This is a genomic window from Pedobacter chitinilyticus, assembly GCF_003313385.1.
Taxonomy (GTDB): domain Bacteria; phylum Bacteroidota; class Bacteroidia; order Sphingobacteriales; family Sphingobacteriaceae; genus Pedobacter; species Pedobacter chitinilyticus.
This window is the reverse complement of the sequence record NZ_QMHN01000004.1, coordinates 325,932-345,001: the sequence shown is the minus strand read 5'-3', so window position 1 is coordinate 345,001 and position 19,070 is coordinate 325,932. Positions and strand designations below refer to the sequence as shown.

Here is a 19,070-nt window from a genome sequence, read left to right as displayed (position 1 = left end):
TTTTAAACTAAGTCTCAAAAATAGAAATTTGATACAGATTTGGAAGAAAAACTTTGCCTACCAAAAGGCTTAGAACTTATTGGCTTGCATCCAATTTTTTAAACGTTCAAACCAATCGTCTTTGGTTGTTTTATTATACAAGCCGAAGCCATGCCCACCTGCTTGGTAAATATGCATTTCTGCAGGAACATCGTATTTCACCAAAGCTTCGTTGTACCTTAAACTATTTTGTACAGGCACTGTTTTATCGCTATTGGCATGCACCAAAAAAGCTGGTGGGGTTTGGGGCGTTACTTGTCGTTCCGAAGAAAAATATTTTTTTTGTTCATCTGTGGGTGTTTCTCCCAATAAATTCTTTACCGAGCCAGCGTGTGTATTGGTACCGAAAGTAATTACGGGATAAATCAAGATAGAAAAGCTAGGCCTCAAGCTGATGTTCTCCTGATTATCAATCTTCATGTCCGAGAAATGGGTGCTGGCTGTAGAGGCTAAGTGTCCTCCCGCCGAAAAGCCCATGATACCTACTTTATTAGGATCAATTCCCCATAGCGCAGCGTTTTTCCTTACCAAGTAAATAGCTTGCAAGGCATCTTGTAAAGGCCCCAAGCTTTTATCTTTCATAATTAAATCGCTAGGCAAGCGATATTTCAGTACAAAAGCAGTGACGCCCATCTCCTGAAATTTCTTGGCTACATCATGTCCTTCTTTGTCAATCGCTAAAATACCATAGCCACCGCCTGGGCAAATAATTACGGCTGTACCTGTTGGTGATGCTGGCTGATAAACATATAGTTCAGGTTTAGAAACTTTGCTTGTCCTCACTACCTTGTCTTCACGGGTAATGGTTTCTTCCACATAACTGGCTGGTGTAGGTTTTGCCCCTGGAATAGCACCGCCATATAAAGAAATGGCCTGTTGAGCGTTCAGATTAGTCGCCACAAATAAAAGAAAAGTGAATAATCCGAAATTCCGAAAGGAGGAGGATATGGTCATTGTTAGTTGCTTAATTATTTAAATTGATTGGGACAAAATCGTACTCGTCAAACTAATATCGTAATTCCTATTAAAATTCCATCAAATAAGCTTTTAAAAACTCATTGATATCGCCATTTAGTACTGCATCAGGGTTAGAGGTTTGGTAATTGGTACGGTGGTCTTTCACCCTTCTATCATCCAATACATAACTTCTAATTTGCGAACCCCATTCAATTTTCTTTTTGCTTCCTTCAATGGCGGCGGTAGCTTCCATGCGTTTACGCATTTCTATTTCGTACAACTGCGATTTCAATAAACGGATGGCGTTCTCTTTATTTTGTAACTGCGATCTGGATTCTTGGTTTTTAATGATAATTCCAGATGGCTTGTGATATAAACGCACTGCAGTTTCCACTTTGTTTACGTTCTGTCCACCAGCACCACCCGAACGGAAAGTTTCAAATTCAATATCGGCAGGATTAACTTCAATTTCTATAGTATCATCTACCAAGGGGTAAACATACACCGACGCAAAAGAAGTGTGGCGACGTGCATTGGAGTCGAACGGAGAAATACGCACCAAACGATGCACCCCATTTTCACCTTTCAAATAGCCATAAGCAAATTCACCGTTAATTTCCAAGGTTACTGTTTTTACACCAGCAACCTCTCCTTCTTGATAATCTTGTTCACTCACTTTGTAGCCATTCTTTTCGGCCCACATGATATACATCCGCATGAGCATACTCGCCCAGTCGCAACTTTCGGTACCACCAGCACCTGCAGTAATTTGCAATACAGCATTCAACTGGTCTTCCTTACTGTTGAGCATGTTTTTTAGCTCCAGCTCTTCCACCACTTTTAAGGCTTGTTGATATTGTTCCTCCACTTCTTCCTCGGTAGCGTCGCCACTTTGTTGGAAATCATAAAGTACGGCGGTATCCTCGTAAGCAGTATTCGCTTGTGCAAAATCTTCTGTCCACTTCTTTTTAGTGCTAATTTGGGCTAGTATCTGTTCGGCTTTTTTAGGGTTGTCCCAAAAATTAGGATCGAGGGTGACTTTTTCTTCTTCGCTTATTTGATATAAAAGTTCATCGACGTCAAAGATGCCTCCTCAGAGAAGCTAGTCTATCTCTTAAATCCTGTAACTGTTCTTTAGTCATAAGGGCAAATATAGGAAAGTTGGTTATTAATTTGTTGGAAGGTTGTAAAGTTGAAAGGTTTTTAGAAAACAATACGACAATGAATTAGACATCTAAGTTTATTAGGTATAGGCCAAACTAAAATGTTCTAAGGTGTCTAAGGTGGTTCATTTTAACTATCATCACTCAACACATCTAAGCGCTAAATTTAAAAACCATTAAGAAATGAAGATAATTAAGGCATGGAACTATAAAATCTAAAATGGTAAGATAAAAAACCACCTTAGACACCTTAGTTCATCTAAGCTATACGACTAAGAAATCAAGATGGTTGAAAAAACTTAATGTCCCTTAACTCCTTAATGGTTCAAAAACTAAAATGTTCTTAGGTGTCTAAGGTGGTTCATTTTAACTATCATCACTCAACACATCTAAGCGCTAAATTTAAAAACCATTAAGAAATGAAGATAATTAAGGCATGGAACTATAAAATCTAAAATGGTAAGATAAAAAACCACCTTAGACACCTTAGTTCATCTAAGCTATACGACTAAGAAATTAAGACGGTTAAAAACTTAATGTCCCTGAACTTCTTAATGGTTCAAAAATTAAAATGTCTAAGGTGTTTATTTTTATTTAAACGTCAAAACATCACTTCTTCTTCATCCCCATATAATCCAACGTTAAATTACACAAAGCTTTTACTCCTAAATTGAAGCTACTTTCATCAATAAAGAAATCTGGGGTGTGATGCGATGGTGCTTTTAATGGATCTTGGCCTTTGGGCATTGCGCCTAAAAAGAAGAATAACCCAGGTACCTTCTCCTGATAAAAAGAAAAATCTTCGGCACCCGTTACAGGAGGTTTCAATTTAACGTTATCTGCTCCAGCAGTATATTGTAAGGTAGGCAGCATTTTTTCAGTTAACGCAATATCATTAAAGGTTACTGGATAATGTGCACTATAAGGAATCAACACTTCGGCTTTTGCGCCAGCCGCTTCGGCGGTTTTAGTGGCAATGGTTTTAATGCGATCGATAAACATCGCCTCATCTTCTTTGGTAAAATTACGCACCGTACCTAACATCTCTACTTTTTCTGGAATGATGTTCGATCGAACCCCACCTTGAATGCTACCAATGGTTACCACCCCAGGGTTTTCGGTCACATTCAAATTCCTACTTACAATGGTCTGCAGGTTATTTACAATTTGTGCCGACACGACAATGGGATCAATGCTACTCCAAGGATACGCCCCATGCGCTTGCCGCCCAGTTACGGTAATTTTCATATCGTTTACAGCAGCCATGGTTCCTCCTGGTTTGTAGGTAAGTTGTCCCACTGGAGTTTGCGAGTTAATGTGCAATCCAAAAATCACTTCTACTTTAGGATTTTCCAGCACACCTTCTTTCACCATCAATTCGGCACCGCCTTCTTCACCTACTGGTGCTCCTTCTTCCGCAGGTTGGAAAATAAATTTCACTGTCCCTGCTATATCTTTCTTCATTCCGGTAAGCACTTCGGCAACACCCATTAAAATGGCCACGTGCGAATCATGACCGCAAGCGTGCATTGTACCTACTTCCTGACCATTATATGTTGTTCGTACTTTTGAGGCAAAAGGCAAGTTCACACGTTCGGTTACAGGCAAGCCATCCATATCCGCACGTAAAGCGACTACTGGCCCAGGCTTCCCTCCTTTTAACACTGCTACTACACCTGTTTTGGCGACACCAGTTTTTACTTCTAAGCCTAAAGCTTGCAAATGTTTGGCTATAATTCCAGCAGTACGTGTTTCTTGATTGCCCAATTCTGGATGTTGGTGAAAATCTCTTCGCCAATCAATTACTTTTTGGGTAATGGCTTCAGCTCTTTTGTCGGCGTCAACTTTTAGGGTATTGTTTTGGGCTGCAGCAAACAAAGGCAATGCAGCACTTAAAAATAAAAGTTTCTTCATCTTAGTTTAGGTTTGCATACAAGATAGGCATTTTTAGCTACTACAAATAGTGATGTAGTAGCTAAAATCAATTTCAACCATTTAAGAAAAACGAAACTACAAATCTCTGTTAAAATAATCCTTTCAGTTTATCCAATAGGCCTCCTTCGCCGTTCTCACCTTTAGCTCCTCCCCCCAACAGGTCTTTAACATCATTGAAATCAAACTTTCCGTCGGCACCACCAAACTGGCTTAAAATATCTTGCAGGTTAAAAGAACTATCGTTTGGATCTGCGGTCTTATTAAAAAACTTCGACAGCACTGTTGGAATTAAGGAAGATCCGATGTTTTTTGCCGTTTCGGCATTGATACCCAAACCTCCCAGCTTATCGGTAAAGCTAGCCGTTGCTTGTTCTAGCACATTTCCACCCGTACCATTTCCTTGGGTAAAGGAGCTAATCAGATCCGTAATGTTACCTGAGCCAATCTTGTCTTTCAATACCTCTACAATGGATCCAGAAGCAGCTTGAATAACCTGCTCATTTTGTTCATTTGGTATTTGTGCATTGTCAATTACCAATTCTTGGGAATTATCCCTTACTAATTGTTCTAAATTTTCTAACATAGTGTAGCTTTTAAATTCTATCCAAGATAGTTAAAATATTGAAAATGAGCATCACTTTCCTCTAGTACTTATTTGGGTGAAATTTCCAGATCATCATCTAAATATAAAATATCTGTATATCTGTGGCTCAATTAACGAACATTTAACTTACAGATTTGTATTTTTACAAGACTAAAAACTCCATTATATGTTGCCAAAAATCAATTTTACTACGACTAAGGCTTATCAATATCTAGCCGATCACTATATCAACATCAATCAAACGGATATAAAAGCACTATTTGCTGAAGATCCTAATCGTTTCAATAAGTTTTCAATACTGTTTGAGGATATCTTATTTGATTATTCAAAAAACAGGATCAACGACGAAACCATGGCACTTTTAATCCAGTTGGCTAAAGAGTGTAAATTGGATGAAGCGATAAAGGCTATGTTCAATGGTGAAAAGATTAATGAAACTGAAGGTCGTGAGGTACTTCACATCGCTTTGCGCAACCAAAGCAATACCCCAATTTTAGTAGATGGTAAAGATGTAATGCCTGAGGTGAATGCGGTTTTGGCTAAAATGGAAAAATTTAGCAATGCCATTATTTCGGGTGATTGGAAAGGCTACACAGGCAAGCAAATTACCGACGTGGTAAATATCGGTATTGGCGGTTCTGATTTAGGCCCAGTAATGGTTACTGAAGCTTTAAAGCACTATAAAACGAGGTTAAATTTGCACTTTGTTTCTAACGTGGATGGTACGCACATTGCAGAGACACTGAAAGCCGTAGATCCAGAAACTACCCTGTTTTTAGTGGCTTCAAAAACATTTACCACACAGGAAACCATGAGCAATGCCAACACAGCAAGAAGCTGGTTCCTGAACCAAGGTGCTACAGAAGCTGATATTGCCAAGCACTTTGCTGCACTGTCTACTAATGCTAAAGATGTAGCTGCTTTTGGCATTGATACCGAAAACATGTTCGAGTTTTGGGATTGGGTAGGCGGTCGTTATTCTTTATGGAGTGCCATCGGGCTTTCTATCAGTTTAGGCATTGGCTTCGACAACTTTAAACAACTGTTAGCTGGCGCACATGCTACAGATAAACATTTTTCATCGGTTCCTTTTGAAGAAAACGTTCCAGTAATTTTAGGAATGTTGGGGGTTTGGTATATCAATTTCTTTGGTGCGGAAACTCAGGCTATTTTACCTTATGACCAATACCTACATCGCTTTGCGGCTTATTTCCAACAAGGAGATATGGAAAGTAATGGTAAGTATGTAGACCGTAATGGTGAAATTGTGATGTACGAAACTGGCCCAGTAATTTGGGGCGAGCCTGGCACCAACGGACAACACGCCTTTTATCAACTGATCCACCAAGGCACTAAATTAATCCCTTCGGACTTTATTGCACCAGCACAAAGCTTAAATCCTTTAGGCGATCACCATCCGATTTTGCTCTCTAACTTTTTTGCCCAAACAGAGGCGTTAATGAATGGCAAAGATGAGGAAGAAGTGGTAGCTGAATTGACCAAAGCGGGTAAAACACACGACGAAATTGCTAAACTTGCTCCCTTTAAGGTTTTCGAAGGTAATAGACCTACCAACTCTATCTTATTGAAAAAAGTAACCCCTTTTAGCTTAGGAAGCTTAATTGCCGTTTATGAGCATAAAATATTTGTACAAGGTATTATTTGGAATATTTTCAGCTTTGACCAATGGGGCGTAGAGTTAGGCAAACAACTTGCCCAAAAAATACAACCAGAATTGAAAGGAAATGAACCTGTAAATTCGCATGATTCATCCACCAACGGACTGATTAATCAGTACAAGGATTGGCGATAATCACCCCAAACGGGTGAGAAAAGTATTTATGGATTTTGCTTATTTCGATCATCATAGTTATAAATTGATATAAAAATGCACAGATATGAATAGGTTAAAAACATTATTAATTACTGCATTAGCCTTTAGTGGGTTAAATGCAGTCGCCCAAACAGATAAGGCAACCACTGCAAAAATTGTGGAGGCCAAAACCTACACTTTTGTAGCAAGGTCGGTGACACCTTTAAATACTCAAGATATCAGTAATGTGATGAGTAAAATGCCGGGAGCGATGCAGGGAGGTGTTATTAACTTAACCGAAACTTATTATGAAGTGAAGGTAACACCCGACAGCGTGGTAGCATTTTTACCTTATTATGGAAGATCATTTAGTGCGCCAATTAACCAAAATGATGGCGGGGTTAAGTTTACTTCAAAAAAGTTCGAATATAAGTCTACAAAAGGTAAAAAACACGGATGGGACACCTTAATTGAAACTAAAGATGCCAGGGAAAGTTACCGTTTGGCCTTTAATATTAGTGACAACGGGTATGTGACGCTTTCGTTGAACAGTAACAATAAGCAATCTGTCACTTATCAAGGTTACTTGAAAGAAAACGGAGATAAGTAACAGATGATTTAAAGCCACTTTAAAAAGAGTGGCTTTCTTATTTTAGAAGAATAAGATTAAATATTCTTAAAAATCCTCTCTGTCTTTCAGACATCTCTCCCTAAAATGGAGAGAAAAGCACTTAGGAGGGGTTACCTCTTTGTGTCCAACTTTATCTCAAAAAGGTTAGGCCATTTTTTTCCCGTTACAAATAAGCGTTTGGTAGCAGGATCATAAGCAATGCCATTCAGCACATTGTTGCCTATTTCCTCATCTGTTTTGAAATAGTTTTTAGGAACCAATTTAGAAAGATCAACCTCTGCATCTACCACGCCTGTTTTCAAATCTATAATGACAATTCTGTTGGAGCCATAAACATTGGCATATAACTTTCCATCAATGTACTCCAACTCATTTAAACGTTCTACTGGACCTTTGTTGTCATAAACTTCAACAAAGCCCTCTTCTTTATAATTTTGGGCGTTCATTTTCCAGATACGGTTAGAGCCATCACTACGCAACAACTGTGAGCCATCATAGGTAAGTCCCCAACCTTCTACACTACTTTGGTAAGGAAAAGTGCTAATCTCTTGTAAAGAAGCCGCATCGTAAACTAAGCCTACACTTTCTTGCCAAGTGAGCACAATGATTTTATCTCCTACTTTTACAGAACCTTCGCCAAAGTATTCGGGTTTTAAAGGCACAGATTTAATGGCTTTTCCATTAGTCAAATTAACCCAGCGCAATTGCGATAGCCCTTTACGGCCTGTGCTTTCCAACAACTTGCCATCTACAAAACTTAAACCTTGTGTATAAGAAGAAGTATCATGGGGAAAAGTATTCACCAAGGTATATTTTAGCTTTTCTGGCTTCTTATCGGTGGTTAAAATAATATTGTTGGTAATCGTGTCTATCTGGCTGCCTGCTTTTACAATAGCGGTAAGCATTCTATAACCCAACGGTAAATTCTGCGTATCTAACCACACAAACTCTTTCGTGTTTTTTTCTGCAAAGGGTTTTCCATCTATTAAATAGCTGATATTTTGTACTTCCGTTTTTTCAGGAATGTCAAGTTCCACCTTAACTGGCTTTCCTGCATGGAAACTTTCGCCCTGTAGCGGATTTTTAAAAGTAATGTAATTCGCTACCTTGTTATTACAGGCAAACTGAAAAAGAGAAATACATCCTAATAAGATGAGGGATATTTTACGTGTAGGGCCAAAAAGCATCTTCGATATGGTTGATGTTAAACGTGTTATTTTTGGTTAAAAGCACCGCAATTACGTCAAATCTAATCTCCCCTTGATGATCCATGATTTCGATGTAGGCCTGCGATGCGAGCTCTAATTGTCGCTGTTTGGCCAAACTTACAAAATCTTCGGGCATCCCAAAAGCCACCGAACTGCGTGTTTTAACTTCTATAAAGATAATGGTATTTGAATGAAGCGCAACAATATCTACTTCGGCTTTGCCAAAAGTCCAGTTTTCATCTAAAATTTCATATCCTTTTTCTTGGAGAAATTGTATTGCTGCTTTTTCGCCAGCTTTACCTCTGTCGTTGTGAATTGCCATTTTTTGAAATTTTGAATGAGTGAGTTTTGAATGAGTAAATATCCCTTATATCATCCAACCACCATCATTTAAAACTATTGAATGGTAAATATTACTAACATCGCTATTCAATCATTCACTCCTTTTATCATTCAATCATTATTTAACAATTACCGAGCCCAAAAATTTAGAAATAGTGCGCTCCACATTTTTCACTTGTGCGTAACGGCCCATCAGGATATCTTGATTCGTTACGTCTTTTTCTTCCTTGATCTGGTTCATCAAATCGGTTAGCATTTTATCTACCTTCCGTTTTTTAAGATGATATAGACCGCCAAGCACTGCTGCTTTAATATTTTGGCTTTCATCTTTCACATAAATTTGATGTTTGTTCAACCAGTTTTCGCTCAAATTGTAAGGTGAAGTGGTTAAGGTGATGGCTAAATTAGCAATTTCTTCATCCTCACTTCTTAAAAACTGATTGATGGTTGGCAGCTGGCCATTTTCCAATTCAGTACGATAATAATCGATCACACGATTACACATTTCGTTATCAAAGGTAACGTCACTAAGGTTCTGGATAATGAATGAGCCAACGTACATGTTATCCGTTTGCTCCCATGTGGCTAGTTCGTGGCCAAAAGTGAGCAACAGCCTCACTATTTCATGTTCCTGCAAAAGGTCTGAACTAATTTGCTCAGTGGTGCTTTGTGTAGGAGCTGCCACTGCTCCTTCTTCAGCAAAAAGATCATCGGGCGGCATATCGGGATGACCATAACCTGATGATTTTGGCGCACTAGAAGTAACTGCTTTTTTGCTTTTAGCCAGTTTGATGGCATTCAGCTCAGTGAGCAACACCCGCTCTTCAATCTCCAAGAGATGACTACATTCTCTTACAAAGACAGATGCTTTGATATTATCGGGTATTTTGGCAATACTCTCTACAATATCTCTAATGATACCAGCTCGCTTGATAGGGTCTTTTCCTGCTTCGGCCAACAAAATATTGGCTTTATATAGGATAAAATCTTTTCGCTGCTCTTCAATGTAGGTTTTAAATGCACCAGCACCCACTTTGTGCATGTACGAATCAGGATCGTCACCATCTGGGAAGGAAACAACTTTTACGTTCAGTCCTTCTTCCAAAATCATGTCGAGCCCACGCAAAGAGGCCTTGATCCCCGCCGCATCACCATCATATAAAATGGTCACGTTTTGGGTAAACCTACTGATGAGCTTAATTTGCTCAATGGTTAATGAGGTTCCCGAAGAGGCCACTACGTTTTCAATATAGGCCTGATGAACCGCCAAAACGTCGGCGTAACCTTCTACCAAATAACAATTATCTTGATCGCGAATGGCCTTTTTAGCATGGTACAAACCATACAGCACATTTGATTTGTGGTAGATATCGCTCTCTGGAGAGTTAACGTATTTGGGTACGTTTTTATCCGTTTTTAAGGTACGTCCACCAAAACCAATTACCCTACCTGTAAAGTTGTGGATAGGGAACATGACACGGCCACGGAACCTATCATACAGCTTCCCTTTATCATTTCTGATAGAGAGTCCTGTTTTTTCAAGGTATTCTTCGGCATGCTGATTTTTGACTGCTTCCAGCGTTAACGCATCCCAAACATCGGGCGAGTAACCTAAGTTGAATTTTTTAATGATGTCTTCCCTAAAACCGCGTTCTTTAAAATAGCTAAGACCAATGGCTTTCCCATCGTCACTATTCCAAAGTTGCTCTTCGAAATAGTTGGCGGCAAACTGCGAAACAATGTAAAGGCTTTCCCTTGCACTGTTTAGTTCAATCTGCTCCTTGCTTTCTACTGTTTCTTCAACCTCAATATTGTATTTGGTGGCGAGGTATTTTAAGGCTTCTGGATAGGTGTATTTCTCATGATCCATTACAAAACGTACTGAATCACCAGCTACCCCACATCCAAAACATTTGTAGATGCCTTTGTTTACCGAAACGTGAAACGAAGGTGTTTTTTCTCCATGAAAAGGACAGTTCCCAATTAAGCTTGAACCACGTTTTTTAAGGTGCACGAAATCACCAACCACTTCCTCTATTCGTGCGGTTTCCTTAATTTTCTCTATGGTTTCTGCTGTAATCATTGCTCGCTAATCCTTCCTAAATGGGACTTCAAATTTAGCATTTTTTACCATCTTCGACTGCTAAGAAATGTCAGAATCTACGCCACATGGAAGAAAATTTCCAGGTGGTAGGAAACACAATATCTCCTACAGTTTAACAAAAGGCAGCATCTGCTGGGCCACAAATAAATTGCCTTGATCGTTCAAATGTACACGATCGGTCGTTAAAACACCTTTTTCTAAATCCTGCACATTGTTTTGTTCTTCGTAGCTGGCAAAGGCCTTTCTTAAATCGCAAAGCGGAAGATTGTTTTTAGCGGCCAGCTCTCTAATCCCGGTTGAATATTTCTCCAACTCGGCATCCATTTCGTTGGCGCCTGCTTTTTTCTCTCCAATTACTGATGGGGTACACAATACCACTTTACTACCAGAAGCTTTAATCTTGTCTATCAATGCCTGATAAAACTTGATATATTTAGGATAATCGGTTCCTGTTTTTGAAGTTTGTTTATGCCAAACATCGTTAATTCCAACGTAAATGAATACCAAGTCAGGCTTTTTTGATAGCACATCATCCTCTAAACGCAAATACAAATCGTAGACTTTATTGCCTCCAATACCTGCACCAATCAATTCAAATTTGTTGGTATCTACCTGTTTTTTCAGCATGTTGATATAACCATTTCCTTTCACACCACCTTGGGTAATAGAATCTCCAAAAAATACCACACGTTTACGGTTAGATTTCATAGCAATTAGAAGAAAAATGGCACACGCCATCACTGATAGTTTTAAAATGGTTTTCATTCGTCAATTTTTTATGCACTAAAGTTAATTGTTTGACTGTAAATATCAACATCGCATTTATTTTCTATCTTTGATTAAATTTTTCGACCCGTACTGATGAAATTATTGGCTAAATCTTCACTTGCTCTTCTATTAACTCTCCTATTTATAAATGTCAGCTTTGCTCAAAAGAAAAGAGCGCCTTTTACGGCAATCGTTTTTGTGGAAGGAAACCAGAAGGTACACGGAAAAATTACCGACATTAATGAATCAGCCTTGGTATTGGTAGACAAGAGAGATGTTGCTCATCCCATTGCCTACCAAAAAATAAAGCGCATAAAAGTTTACAAACACCGTAGTGATGTGGGTTATGCTGCAGTTACGGGGGCTTTAGCGGTAGGTACTATTGTGGCTGCCCAGTCTATTGACGACGCTAATGTTGCCGTGTTGGTTGGAATAGGTGGAACCGCTGCCGTGGTGAGCTTAAGTATGGTTTTACACAATGTGATTCACGGCGCAGAACTTAAAATAGATGCTAAAAAAGAAACTATAGACTACAACAATATCTCACAAAAATTAAGCAAATACATCGTTAATGATGTTGCCTTGAAGCCGTAGTTACTTTCCTTTGCCCAATTGATAATCTTTATGCAGCACTAAAAAGCTGGCTCTCTCTTCTTTTTTAAACGGATAATCCCAATTGCCCTGATAAGTAATTTTGGTAGGGAGCTTTACCTCATCAAAATAACTCATTTCAATATTCATCTGTACATCAAAATCGAATAGCATATTGCTGTACTTCATGTCTACATAACGACCTAGGATTTCGAAATTGCGTTTATCGAAAATAGTGACCAATTCCTTGATCATGATACCGTCTTTGGTCCACTTGGATAAATCAGGTTTTACCGCAACTTTAAAACGATAAACGGGAATAGAATCTAAGTACATCCCGCTGTGAAAGGTGTAATCATAATTCTGGCGCATATTCGCCGTGAAAATTTCTGTCTTGCTACCGATAAACGGTAAGCCTTTAATAGGCCGTCCAGGATTAAATATTAAGGTTTTTAGCTTGTCCTTATAACCTTCGTTGGTACTTTTCTTTCCCTTTCCAGTACTTGGAGCCGAGTTAGGCACAAAATCAGTATTGTAAGCATTCATGAAGATATAATCGAACATTTCAACCGTATACAACTGGTATTTTCCGTTCTTCTTGTATACCTTGCCATTATCTTCTTTCACCAGATATTCCATTTTGTATGGACCATCATTATTATGGCGTATTTTCCGATATATGCGGCCGTCCACCTGATTTTTCTTGTCGTAGGTAAACACCCTGTTTTCGGCAATGAAAGTATATTTTTTCATATTACGGAAAGCCTGATAGAAACTGGTGTCATTAATGATGGCATCAATAAAAGTTTCAATGTTCAGTCGTTTCGCTTTAATGTTCACCACCGAATCAAGCATGATTGTTTTGATCGTATCGGGATTAAAACGAGGAATTTGTTGGGCCTTGGCCTCCACAAAAAACAGTAGTGAAACAATAAGGAAATAAAATCTCTTCATGATAAAAGTTAATACTAAAGTAAAAAGCAAATACCTTTTACTTTAGCAATTTATATGCCTAACATTTGTTTAACGAGTTAATTACCCAATTGTTTCAGGGCAAGATAAGCCATTAAACCTGTTGAGGTTTTCAGCGCATCTTCGTCAATGTCAAAATTCGGGGTATGTACCGAATACGTAGTTCCTTTTGCCGCATTTCCAGTTCCTAAACGATAAAAGCAAGCGTTGGTCACTTGTGAGTAATAGGCGAAATCTTCCGCAGCCATCCAAATATCCAAATCGATCACGTTCTCTTTGCCCAAATAATCTTCGGCAAGCGCTTTGGCATTATCGGTTAACTTCTCTTCGTTAATTAAAAACGGATAACCTCTGTGAATATCGAAATGACAGCTTCCGCCCATACTTTCAGCAATGCCTTCAGCCATCTTCTTCATCAAACGATGGGCTTCATTTCTCCACTCTTCGTTCAAAGTTCTAAAGGTTCCCTCAAGTTTTACTTCATTTGGAATAACATTGGTTGCTCCATTTGCATTAACTTTACCAAAAGACAATACAGATGGCAAACGTGGATCGGCATTTCTGCTTACAATTTGTTGTAAGGCGACAATAATGTGTGCAGTAATCAACACAGGATCGATATTTTGATGTGGCTGTGCACCATGTCCGCCCTTACCCGTTACGGTTACGTAAAGCTCATCAGTAGAAGCCATATAAATTCCCGAACGAAAACCTACTTTTCCAGTCTCAATTAAAGGCATTACGTGTTGACCCATGATGGCCTGTGGGGCTGGATTTTCCAATACCCCTTCTTTGATCATGATACTTGCCCCCCCTGGCAACAACTCCTCGGCAGGTTGAAAAACCAATTTCACGGTCCCAGCAAAATCTTCTTTTAATTGGTTAAGGATGTACGCTGTACCCAGTAGTGATGAGGTATGTACATCGTGACCACAAGCATGCATTACCCCCTCGTTTTTTGATTTGTATGGCTTGTCGTTTGCTTCGTTAATAGGCAATGCATCCATATCGGCACGCAAAGCGATGACTTGATCAGAAGCCTTAGCCCCTGTAATTAAACCCACCACACCAGTATTGGCCATTTCTGTAAAAGGAATGCCCCAGCTGGTCAATTTATCTTTAACATATTTAGAAGTTTCGTATTCATGAAAAGACAATTCTGGATTGGCATGTATATGTTGACGAAAACCTACCACTTCGTTAAATATTTGAGCGGATAGTTCTTGTATTTTTTGTTTCATTACTTATTTTAGGTTAACTGTTGATTTGGTTATTTGGTTAACTGTAAACTACAATCGATTAAACAATTAAGCGATTTATACAATTAAACATTATTTATCTACTTCTAATATTGGCGCATTGATCTTTTCCCTAAAAATAAACAGGGTTGGATAGCTAGGCCGCAATTCGTTTAAAAATTTCTGTGCCTCAAGCCTGGTCCGATAGTCGCCTACCCGCAGGTAATAATTGGGTTCTTTGTAAGTAATATAGGTATTGAGTTTTGGATAGCTTGCTTTAAACTTGGCTTGCTCCGAAAAGGCTTCACGCCTATCAGCTCCATAGTAAATCTGTACCCTAAATCCCATTGACGACACAATAGTATTCCCGCTTGGATTGGTTACCGTGGGTTTTACTTTATTCAATTCAATGCGCTTAGCAATCAAGCTATCAATCAAAGGATCTTTGACGACAGTAACTTCGCCTTTGTTTTGTGCAAAAGAAAAATGGCAAGCAAACAGTAAAGAAAATAAAACTACAATTCTCATATTTTTGGGTGGTTTTCCTTTGCTTTTTTAACTAAGCCTCAGGAAATGATGCATCAAAATGCTGAACTCCTTACAAAAATCGGCATTCTAAACTGCTAATACAAATTTCATTACCTGCAATTGGGCAATATCTAGCTGAAATTCGTCAGGAAATGTCCCCCAGAGATTTCTCCTATCGTCGAAATGACAAACGATGCAAGAATAAAAACACAAAAAAGCCCCAAGCGTTTTAACACTCAGGGCTTTTATTTTTTTAGACTTACGAAGTTTATAAAACTTCGTAAGTCTGTATTTTAATCATTAAAGATTTGCACCGTGGCAGTTTTTGAACTTCTTGCCGCTTCCACAAGGACAAGGTTCGTTACGACCAACCGTTGCTTCTTTTCTAATTGGTTGCAAAGGCTGAGGCTCACGAGTATCACCTACTAAATCCAAATCAGATTGGTCACCGTACTCCTGCTTGGTAGCATTCAATTTGGGCTGAGGTTTTGGAGCAACCGCTTCTCTTACTTGTTCAGGTTCTTGCTGCATTGGAATACCACCTTTAAACAAGAAGCTTACTACCTCTTTGTTCACTACATTAAGCATGTTTTTGAACAAGTTGAAAGCTTCCATTTTGTAGATAATCAATGGATCTTTTTGCTCGTAAACGGCATTTTGTACCGATTGTTTCAATTCATCCATTTCACGCAAGTGCTCTTTCCAACTATCGTCAATTAAAGCCAACACGATGGTTTTCTCGAAAGATTTGGTGATTTCCTTACCGTTGTTCTCGATTGCTTTTTTAAGCTCTACAGGAACTTGAATATGGCGGATACCGTCTGTAAAAGGAACCACAATTTGCTCAATTACATCGCCTCTATCTGCAAACACTTGTTGCAATACAGGCATCGCTTGGTTCACTACCGCTTCTGATTTACGGATATAGAAAGTAGTTACTTCTTCGAACAACTTATCTGTTAAATCGTGGATTTTTTTACTGTTGAATTCTTGCTCAGTGATTTCGGTATCTACCGAGAAGTTTTTAATCACTTCCAGCTTAAAGCCTTCGTAGTTCGATTCTTCTTTGTATTCGGTTACAATATCTTCAGCAACATCAAAAATCATGTTGTTCATGTCTACGTCTAAACGCTCACCAAATAAGGCGTTACGACGTTTAGCATAAATTACCGAACGTTGTGAGTTCATCACATCATCGTACTCCAACAAACGCTTACGTACACCGAAGTTATTTTCTTCTACTTTCTTCTGTGCTCTCTCAATTGAGTTGGTAATCATAGAATGCTGAATTACTTCACCCTCTTCGATCCCCATACGTACCATGATGTTGGAGATACGCTCTGAACCAAATAAACGCATCAAGTTATCTTCTAAGGATACAAAGAACTGCGAAGTACCTGGGTCACCTTGACGACCTGAACGACCACGTAACTGTCTATCTACACGACGAGACTCGTGACGCTCCGTACCGATAATGGCCAAACCTCCAGCTTCTTTAACGCCTGGGCCTAACTTAATGTCGGTACCACGACCAGCCATGTTAGTCGCAATCGTTACTTGACCTGCTTGACCTGCTTCAGCCACGATATCCGCCTCTCTTTGGTGCATTTTCGCGTTCAATACGTTGTGCTTAATACCTCTCAATTTCAGCATACGGCTTAGCAATTCCGAAATCTCTACCGAGGTTGTACCCACCAATACAGGTCGGCCAGCTTCTGTTAATTTTACGATTTCTTCTGCTACTGCATTGTATTTCTCTCTTACCGTACGGTAAACGTAATCTTGTTCGTCTTTTCTAGAAATTACTCGGTTGGTAGGGATTTCTACTACGTCCAATTTATAGATTGACCAAAACTCGCCAGCTTCTGTGGTTGCTGTACCCGTCATACCGCAAAGTTTATGGTACATACGGAAATAGTTTTGTAAAGTCACCGTCGCATAAGTTTGTGAAGCATCTTCTACTTTCACATTCTCTTTTGCCTCAATCGCTTGATGTAAACCATCTGAATAACGACGGCCTTCCATGATACGACCAGTTTGCTCATCTACAATTTTAACCTTGCCTTCGTCAATGATATATTCTACATCTTTTTCAAATAAGGCATAAGCTTTTAATAATTGGTTAATCGAGTGAACACGTTCTGCTTTCACGGCATAATCACGCATCAAAGCATCTTTTTGTGCAATTTTCTCTTCATTGCTTAAGCTCGATTTTTCGATCTCGGCAATTTCAGTACCCACATCTGGCAATACGAAAAAGCTTGGATCTTCACCTTGTTGGGTAATCAACTCAATCCCTTTTTCAGTCAATTCCACTTGGTTATTTTTCTCATCAATATGGAAAAACAATTCAGCATCTACTTTAGGCATGTTCTTAGATTGATCAGCCATGTAGTAGTTTTCTGTTTTAAGTAAGGTTTGTTTGTTGTTACCTTCGCTTAAGAACTTGATTAAAGCTTTAGTTTTAGGCAAACCACGGTGCGCACGCAATAAAGCTAAGCCACCTTCACCTTCTTCTGTACCTACGTTACCGCTGTTGATTAAGTTTTTTGCCGCATTTAAAGCTTGTGTAACGTATGCTTTTTGTGCATTTACCAAACGCTCGATACGAGGTTTCAATTCGTGAAACTCATGTTGATCACCAAAAGGAACTGGACCCGAAATAATCAATGGTGTACGAGCATCATCAATTAAAACTGAATCGACCTCATCCACCATGGCAAAATGCAATTTACGTTGCACCAATTGCTCTGGCGTTTGCGACATATTGTCACGCAGGTAATCGAAACCAAACTCATTGTTGGTACCATAAGTAATATCTGCTAAGTAAGCTTTTCTTCTTTCTTCCGAATTCGGTTGGTGTTTATCGATACAATCTACACTCAAACCATGGAACTCGAACAATGGACCATTCCACTCCGAGTCACGACGGGCAAGGTAATCGTTCACTGTTACAATGTGCACACCTTGTCCAGCCAATGCATTTAAATAAGCTGGTAATGTACTCACCAAGGTTTTACCCTCACCAGTAGCCATCTCAGCAATTTTACCACTGTGCAACACCATACCGCCAATTAACTGTACATCGTAGTGTACCATGTTCCAAGCTACTTGTGTACCTGCAGCATCCCACTTATTCGCCCACAAAGCTTTATCGCCAACAATTTTAACATTGTTTTTTCTAGTAGCTAACTCTCTATCAAAATCGGTAGCGCTTACTTCCAACGTTTCGTTTTCACTTAAACGACGTGAAGTTTCTTTGACTACCGCAAAAGCTTGAGGCAATATTTGTTGCAATACTTTTTCCAACTCTACATTGCGCTCTTTGCCAAGGGCATCAACCTCATCGTATAAATTGGTTTTTTCTTGCAATGAAAGTTCAGTACTCTCTGCTTGTGTTTTTAAATTGGCGATTTTTTCATCGATGTCAGCCAATGCCGAAGCAATGGTCGCTTTAAATTCAATGGTCTTATTTCTAAGTTCATCATTACTTAACGAAGCTAACTTTGCGTATTCCTCGTTAATTTGCGCTACAATAGGCTGTAGTGCCTTTATATCTCTTTCTGATTTGCTTCCAAAAATCTTGGCTAAAAATCCTAACATGTTTATTCTGTTGTTAAATGGTATTATTTGTTTAATTGGTTAATTGTTGAAAGTGGGTTAACTGTTTAATCGGCTAATTGTTTCGAAAATTGCCAGCTACCAGGTTTCAACAATTGTATTTCGTCAATCTCTATCTACCACAGGCAGGTAAAATCGTAAATGAACATACAACAACCAAGCCATACCCTTATCGCAGGTCAACTTGACAGCTGCAGCATTTTCTACCCGTTATCAACGAAATATTATGATTGTGGTTTTTAGCAGTGCTAGGGGCTGTTGTTCCTTGGATTTTCTAACGTAACCGAATAAGCAAGGGGCTGATTACGGACATTATATTTGATACAGTTTTCGCTAGAAAGCACGCCAATGGCGCTCAACTGATTGTTAGATAAGATAAAGTGGGGCAAGTCTTGCAAATCCTGTATCGAACGAATAGAACTTTGCTCGGAAGTGGTTTGCTGCTTGGCACAATAACGCTCGGTCAAATAACGAGTACCTTCCACACGGTCGGCTTTAGCCAAGTGGGAAAGACTGAAAAACACAAGAGATATGGTGACAAGATGCCTCATTATTG

The 19,070-nt window shown here is 39.1% G+C and carries 16 protein-coding genes; 3 read left to right on the top strand and 13 right to left on the bottom strand.

Features of this window, described 5'->3' with window-relative positions:
* Positions 1-69 precede the first annotated feature (69 nt).
* From DUT70_RS14235 to DUT70_RS14220, 4 genes are all read right to left on the bottom strand, one after another.
* Positions 70-993, bottom strand: a complete 924-nt coding sequence (locus DUT70_RS14235) for an alpha/beta hydrolase (protein ID WP_113648012.1) — start codon at positions 991-993, stop codon at positions 70-72.
* Between the two features lie 70 nt (positions 994-1,063).
* A protein-coding gene (gene prfB, locus DUT70_RS14230; RefSeq protein ID WP_205529805.1) for a peptide chain release factor 2 occupies positions 1,064-2,138 on the bottom strand; the annotation gives its coding sequence in 2 pieces (ribosomal slippage) (positions 1,064-2,077 and positions 2,079-2,138; 1,074 coding nt in all).
* A 630-nt stretch (positions 2,139-2,768) separates the two neighbouring features.
* Entirely contained in the window at positions 2,769-4,073 is a 1,305-nt protein-coding gene (locus tag DUT70_RS14225; protein WP_113648010.1) for an amidohydrolase, read from the bottom strand.
* Between the two features lie 109 nt (positions 4,074-4,182).
* The gene (locus DUT70_RS14220) at positions 4,183-4,677 is read right to left on the bottom strand and encodes a hypothetical protein (RefSeq protein WP_113648009.1); all 495 of its coding nucleotides are present in this window, start codon (positions 4,675-4,677) and stop codon (positions 4,183-4,185) included.
* A 187-nt stretch (positions 4,678-4,864) separates the two neighbouring features.
* Here DUT70_RS14220 and pgi point away from each other — a divergent pair, with 187 nt between their 5' ends.
* Both pgi and DUT70_RS14210 read left to right on the top strand, forming a co-directional pair.
* A complete protein-coding gene (gene pgi / locus DUT70_RS14215; RefSeq protein WP_113648008.1) occupies positions 4,865-6,511 on the top strand; it encodes a glucose-6-phosphate isomerase in 1,647 nt (548 codons plus the stop codon).
* A gap of 85 nt (positions 6,512-6,596) precedes the next feature.
* Positions 6,597-7,121, top strand: a complete 525-nt coding sequence (locus tag DUT70_RS14210; protein WP_113648007.1) for a DUF4251 domain-containing protein — start codon at positions 6,597-6,599, stop codon at positions 7,119-7,121.
* Between the two features lie 131 nt (positions 7,122-7,252).
* Here DUT70_RS14210 and DUT70_RS14205 read toward each other — a convergent pair whose 3' ends face one another.
* The 4 genes from DUT70_RS14205 to DUT70_RS14190 all read right to left on the bottom strand — a co-directional run bounded on the left by DUT70_RS14205 (position 7,253) and on the right by DUT70_RS14190 (position 11,561).
* Entirely contained in the window at positions 7,253-8,329 is a 1,077-nt protein-coding gene (locus tag DUT70_RS14205; RefSeq protein ID WP_113648006.1) for a glutaminyl-peptide cyclotransferase, read from the bottom strand.
* Positions 8,307-8,672 carry a YraN family protein gene (locus tag DUT70_RS14200; protein WP_113648005.1) on the bottom strand — a complete coding sequence of 122 codons (366 nt, stop codon included), beginning with the start codon at positions 8,670-8,672 and terminating at the stop codon, positions 8,307-8,309. Before DUT70_RS14200 ends, DUT70_RS14205 begins: the two co-directional genes overlap by 23 nt.
* Positions 8,673-8,810: 138 nt before the next feature.
* On the bottom strand, positions 8,811-10,775 hold the full coding sequence (gene dnaG, locus DUT70_RS14195; protein ID WP_113648004.1) for a DNA primase: 1,965 nt from the start codon (positions 10,773-10,775) through the stop codon (positions 8,811-8,813).
* Between the two features lie 126 nt (positions 10,776-10,901).
* The gene (locus DUT70_RS14190) at positions 10,902-11,561 is read right to left on the bottom strand and encodes an SGNH/GDSL hydrolase family protein (RefSeq protein WP_113648003.1); all 660 of its coding nucleotides are present in this window, start codon (positions 11,559-11,561) and stop codon (positions 10,902-10,904) included.
* Between the two features lie 96 nt (positions 11,562-11,657).
* On the opposite strand from DUT70_RS14190, the gene DUT70_RS14185 reads away from it, so the two are divergent.
* The gene (locus DUT70_RS14185) at positions 11,658-12,158 is read left to right on the top strand and encodes a hypothetical protein (protein WP_113648002.1); all 501 of its coding nucleotides are present in this window, start codon (positions 11,658-11,660) and stop codon (positions 12,156-12,158) included.
* Here DUT70_RS14185 and DUT70_RS14180 read toward each other — a convergent pair whose 3' ends face one another.
* The 5 genes from DUT70_RS14180 to DUT70_RS14160 all read right to left on the bottom strand — a co-directional run bounded on the left by DUT70_RS14180 (position 12,159) and on the right by DUT70_RS14160 (position 19,065).
* On the bottom strand, positions 12,159-13,109 hold the full coding sequence (locus DUT70_RS14180) for a hypothetical protein (RefSeq protein WP_113648001.1): 951 nt from the start codon (positions 13,107-13,109) through the stop codon (positions 12,159-12,161).
* 77 nt (positions 13,110-13,186) lie between these two features.
* On the bottom strand, positions 13,187-14,368 hold the full coding sequence (locus tag DUT70_RS14175; RefSeq protein ID WP_113648000.1) for a M20 metallopeptidase family protein: 1,182 nt from the start codon (positions 14,366-14,368) through the stop codon (positions 13,187-13,189).
* 90 nt (positions 14,369-14,458) lie between these two features.
* Entirely contained in the window at positions 14,459-14,893 is a 435-nt protein-coding gene (locus DUT70_RS14170; protein WP_113647999.1) for an SPOR domain-containing protein, read from the bottom strand.
* A 300-nt stretch (positions 14,894-15,193) separates the two neighbouring features.
* Positions 15,194-18,496: a preprotein translocase subunit SecA gene (gene secA, locus DUT70_RS14165; protein WP_113647998.1), complete on the bottom strand. Its 3,303-nt coding sequence runs from the start codon at positions 18,494-18,496 to the stop codon at positions 15,194-15,196.
* A gap of 266 nt (positions 18,497-18,762) precedes the next feature.
* Positions 18,763-19,065, bottom strand: coding sequence for a hypothetical protein (locus DUT70_RS14160; RefSeq protein WP_128353372.1), 303 nt, complete (start codon positions 19,063-19,065; stop codon positions 18,763-18,765).
* Between the last annotated feature and the right edge of the window lie 5 nt (positions 19,066-19,070).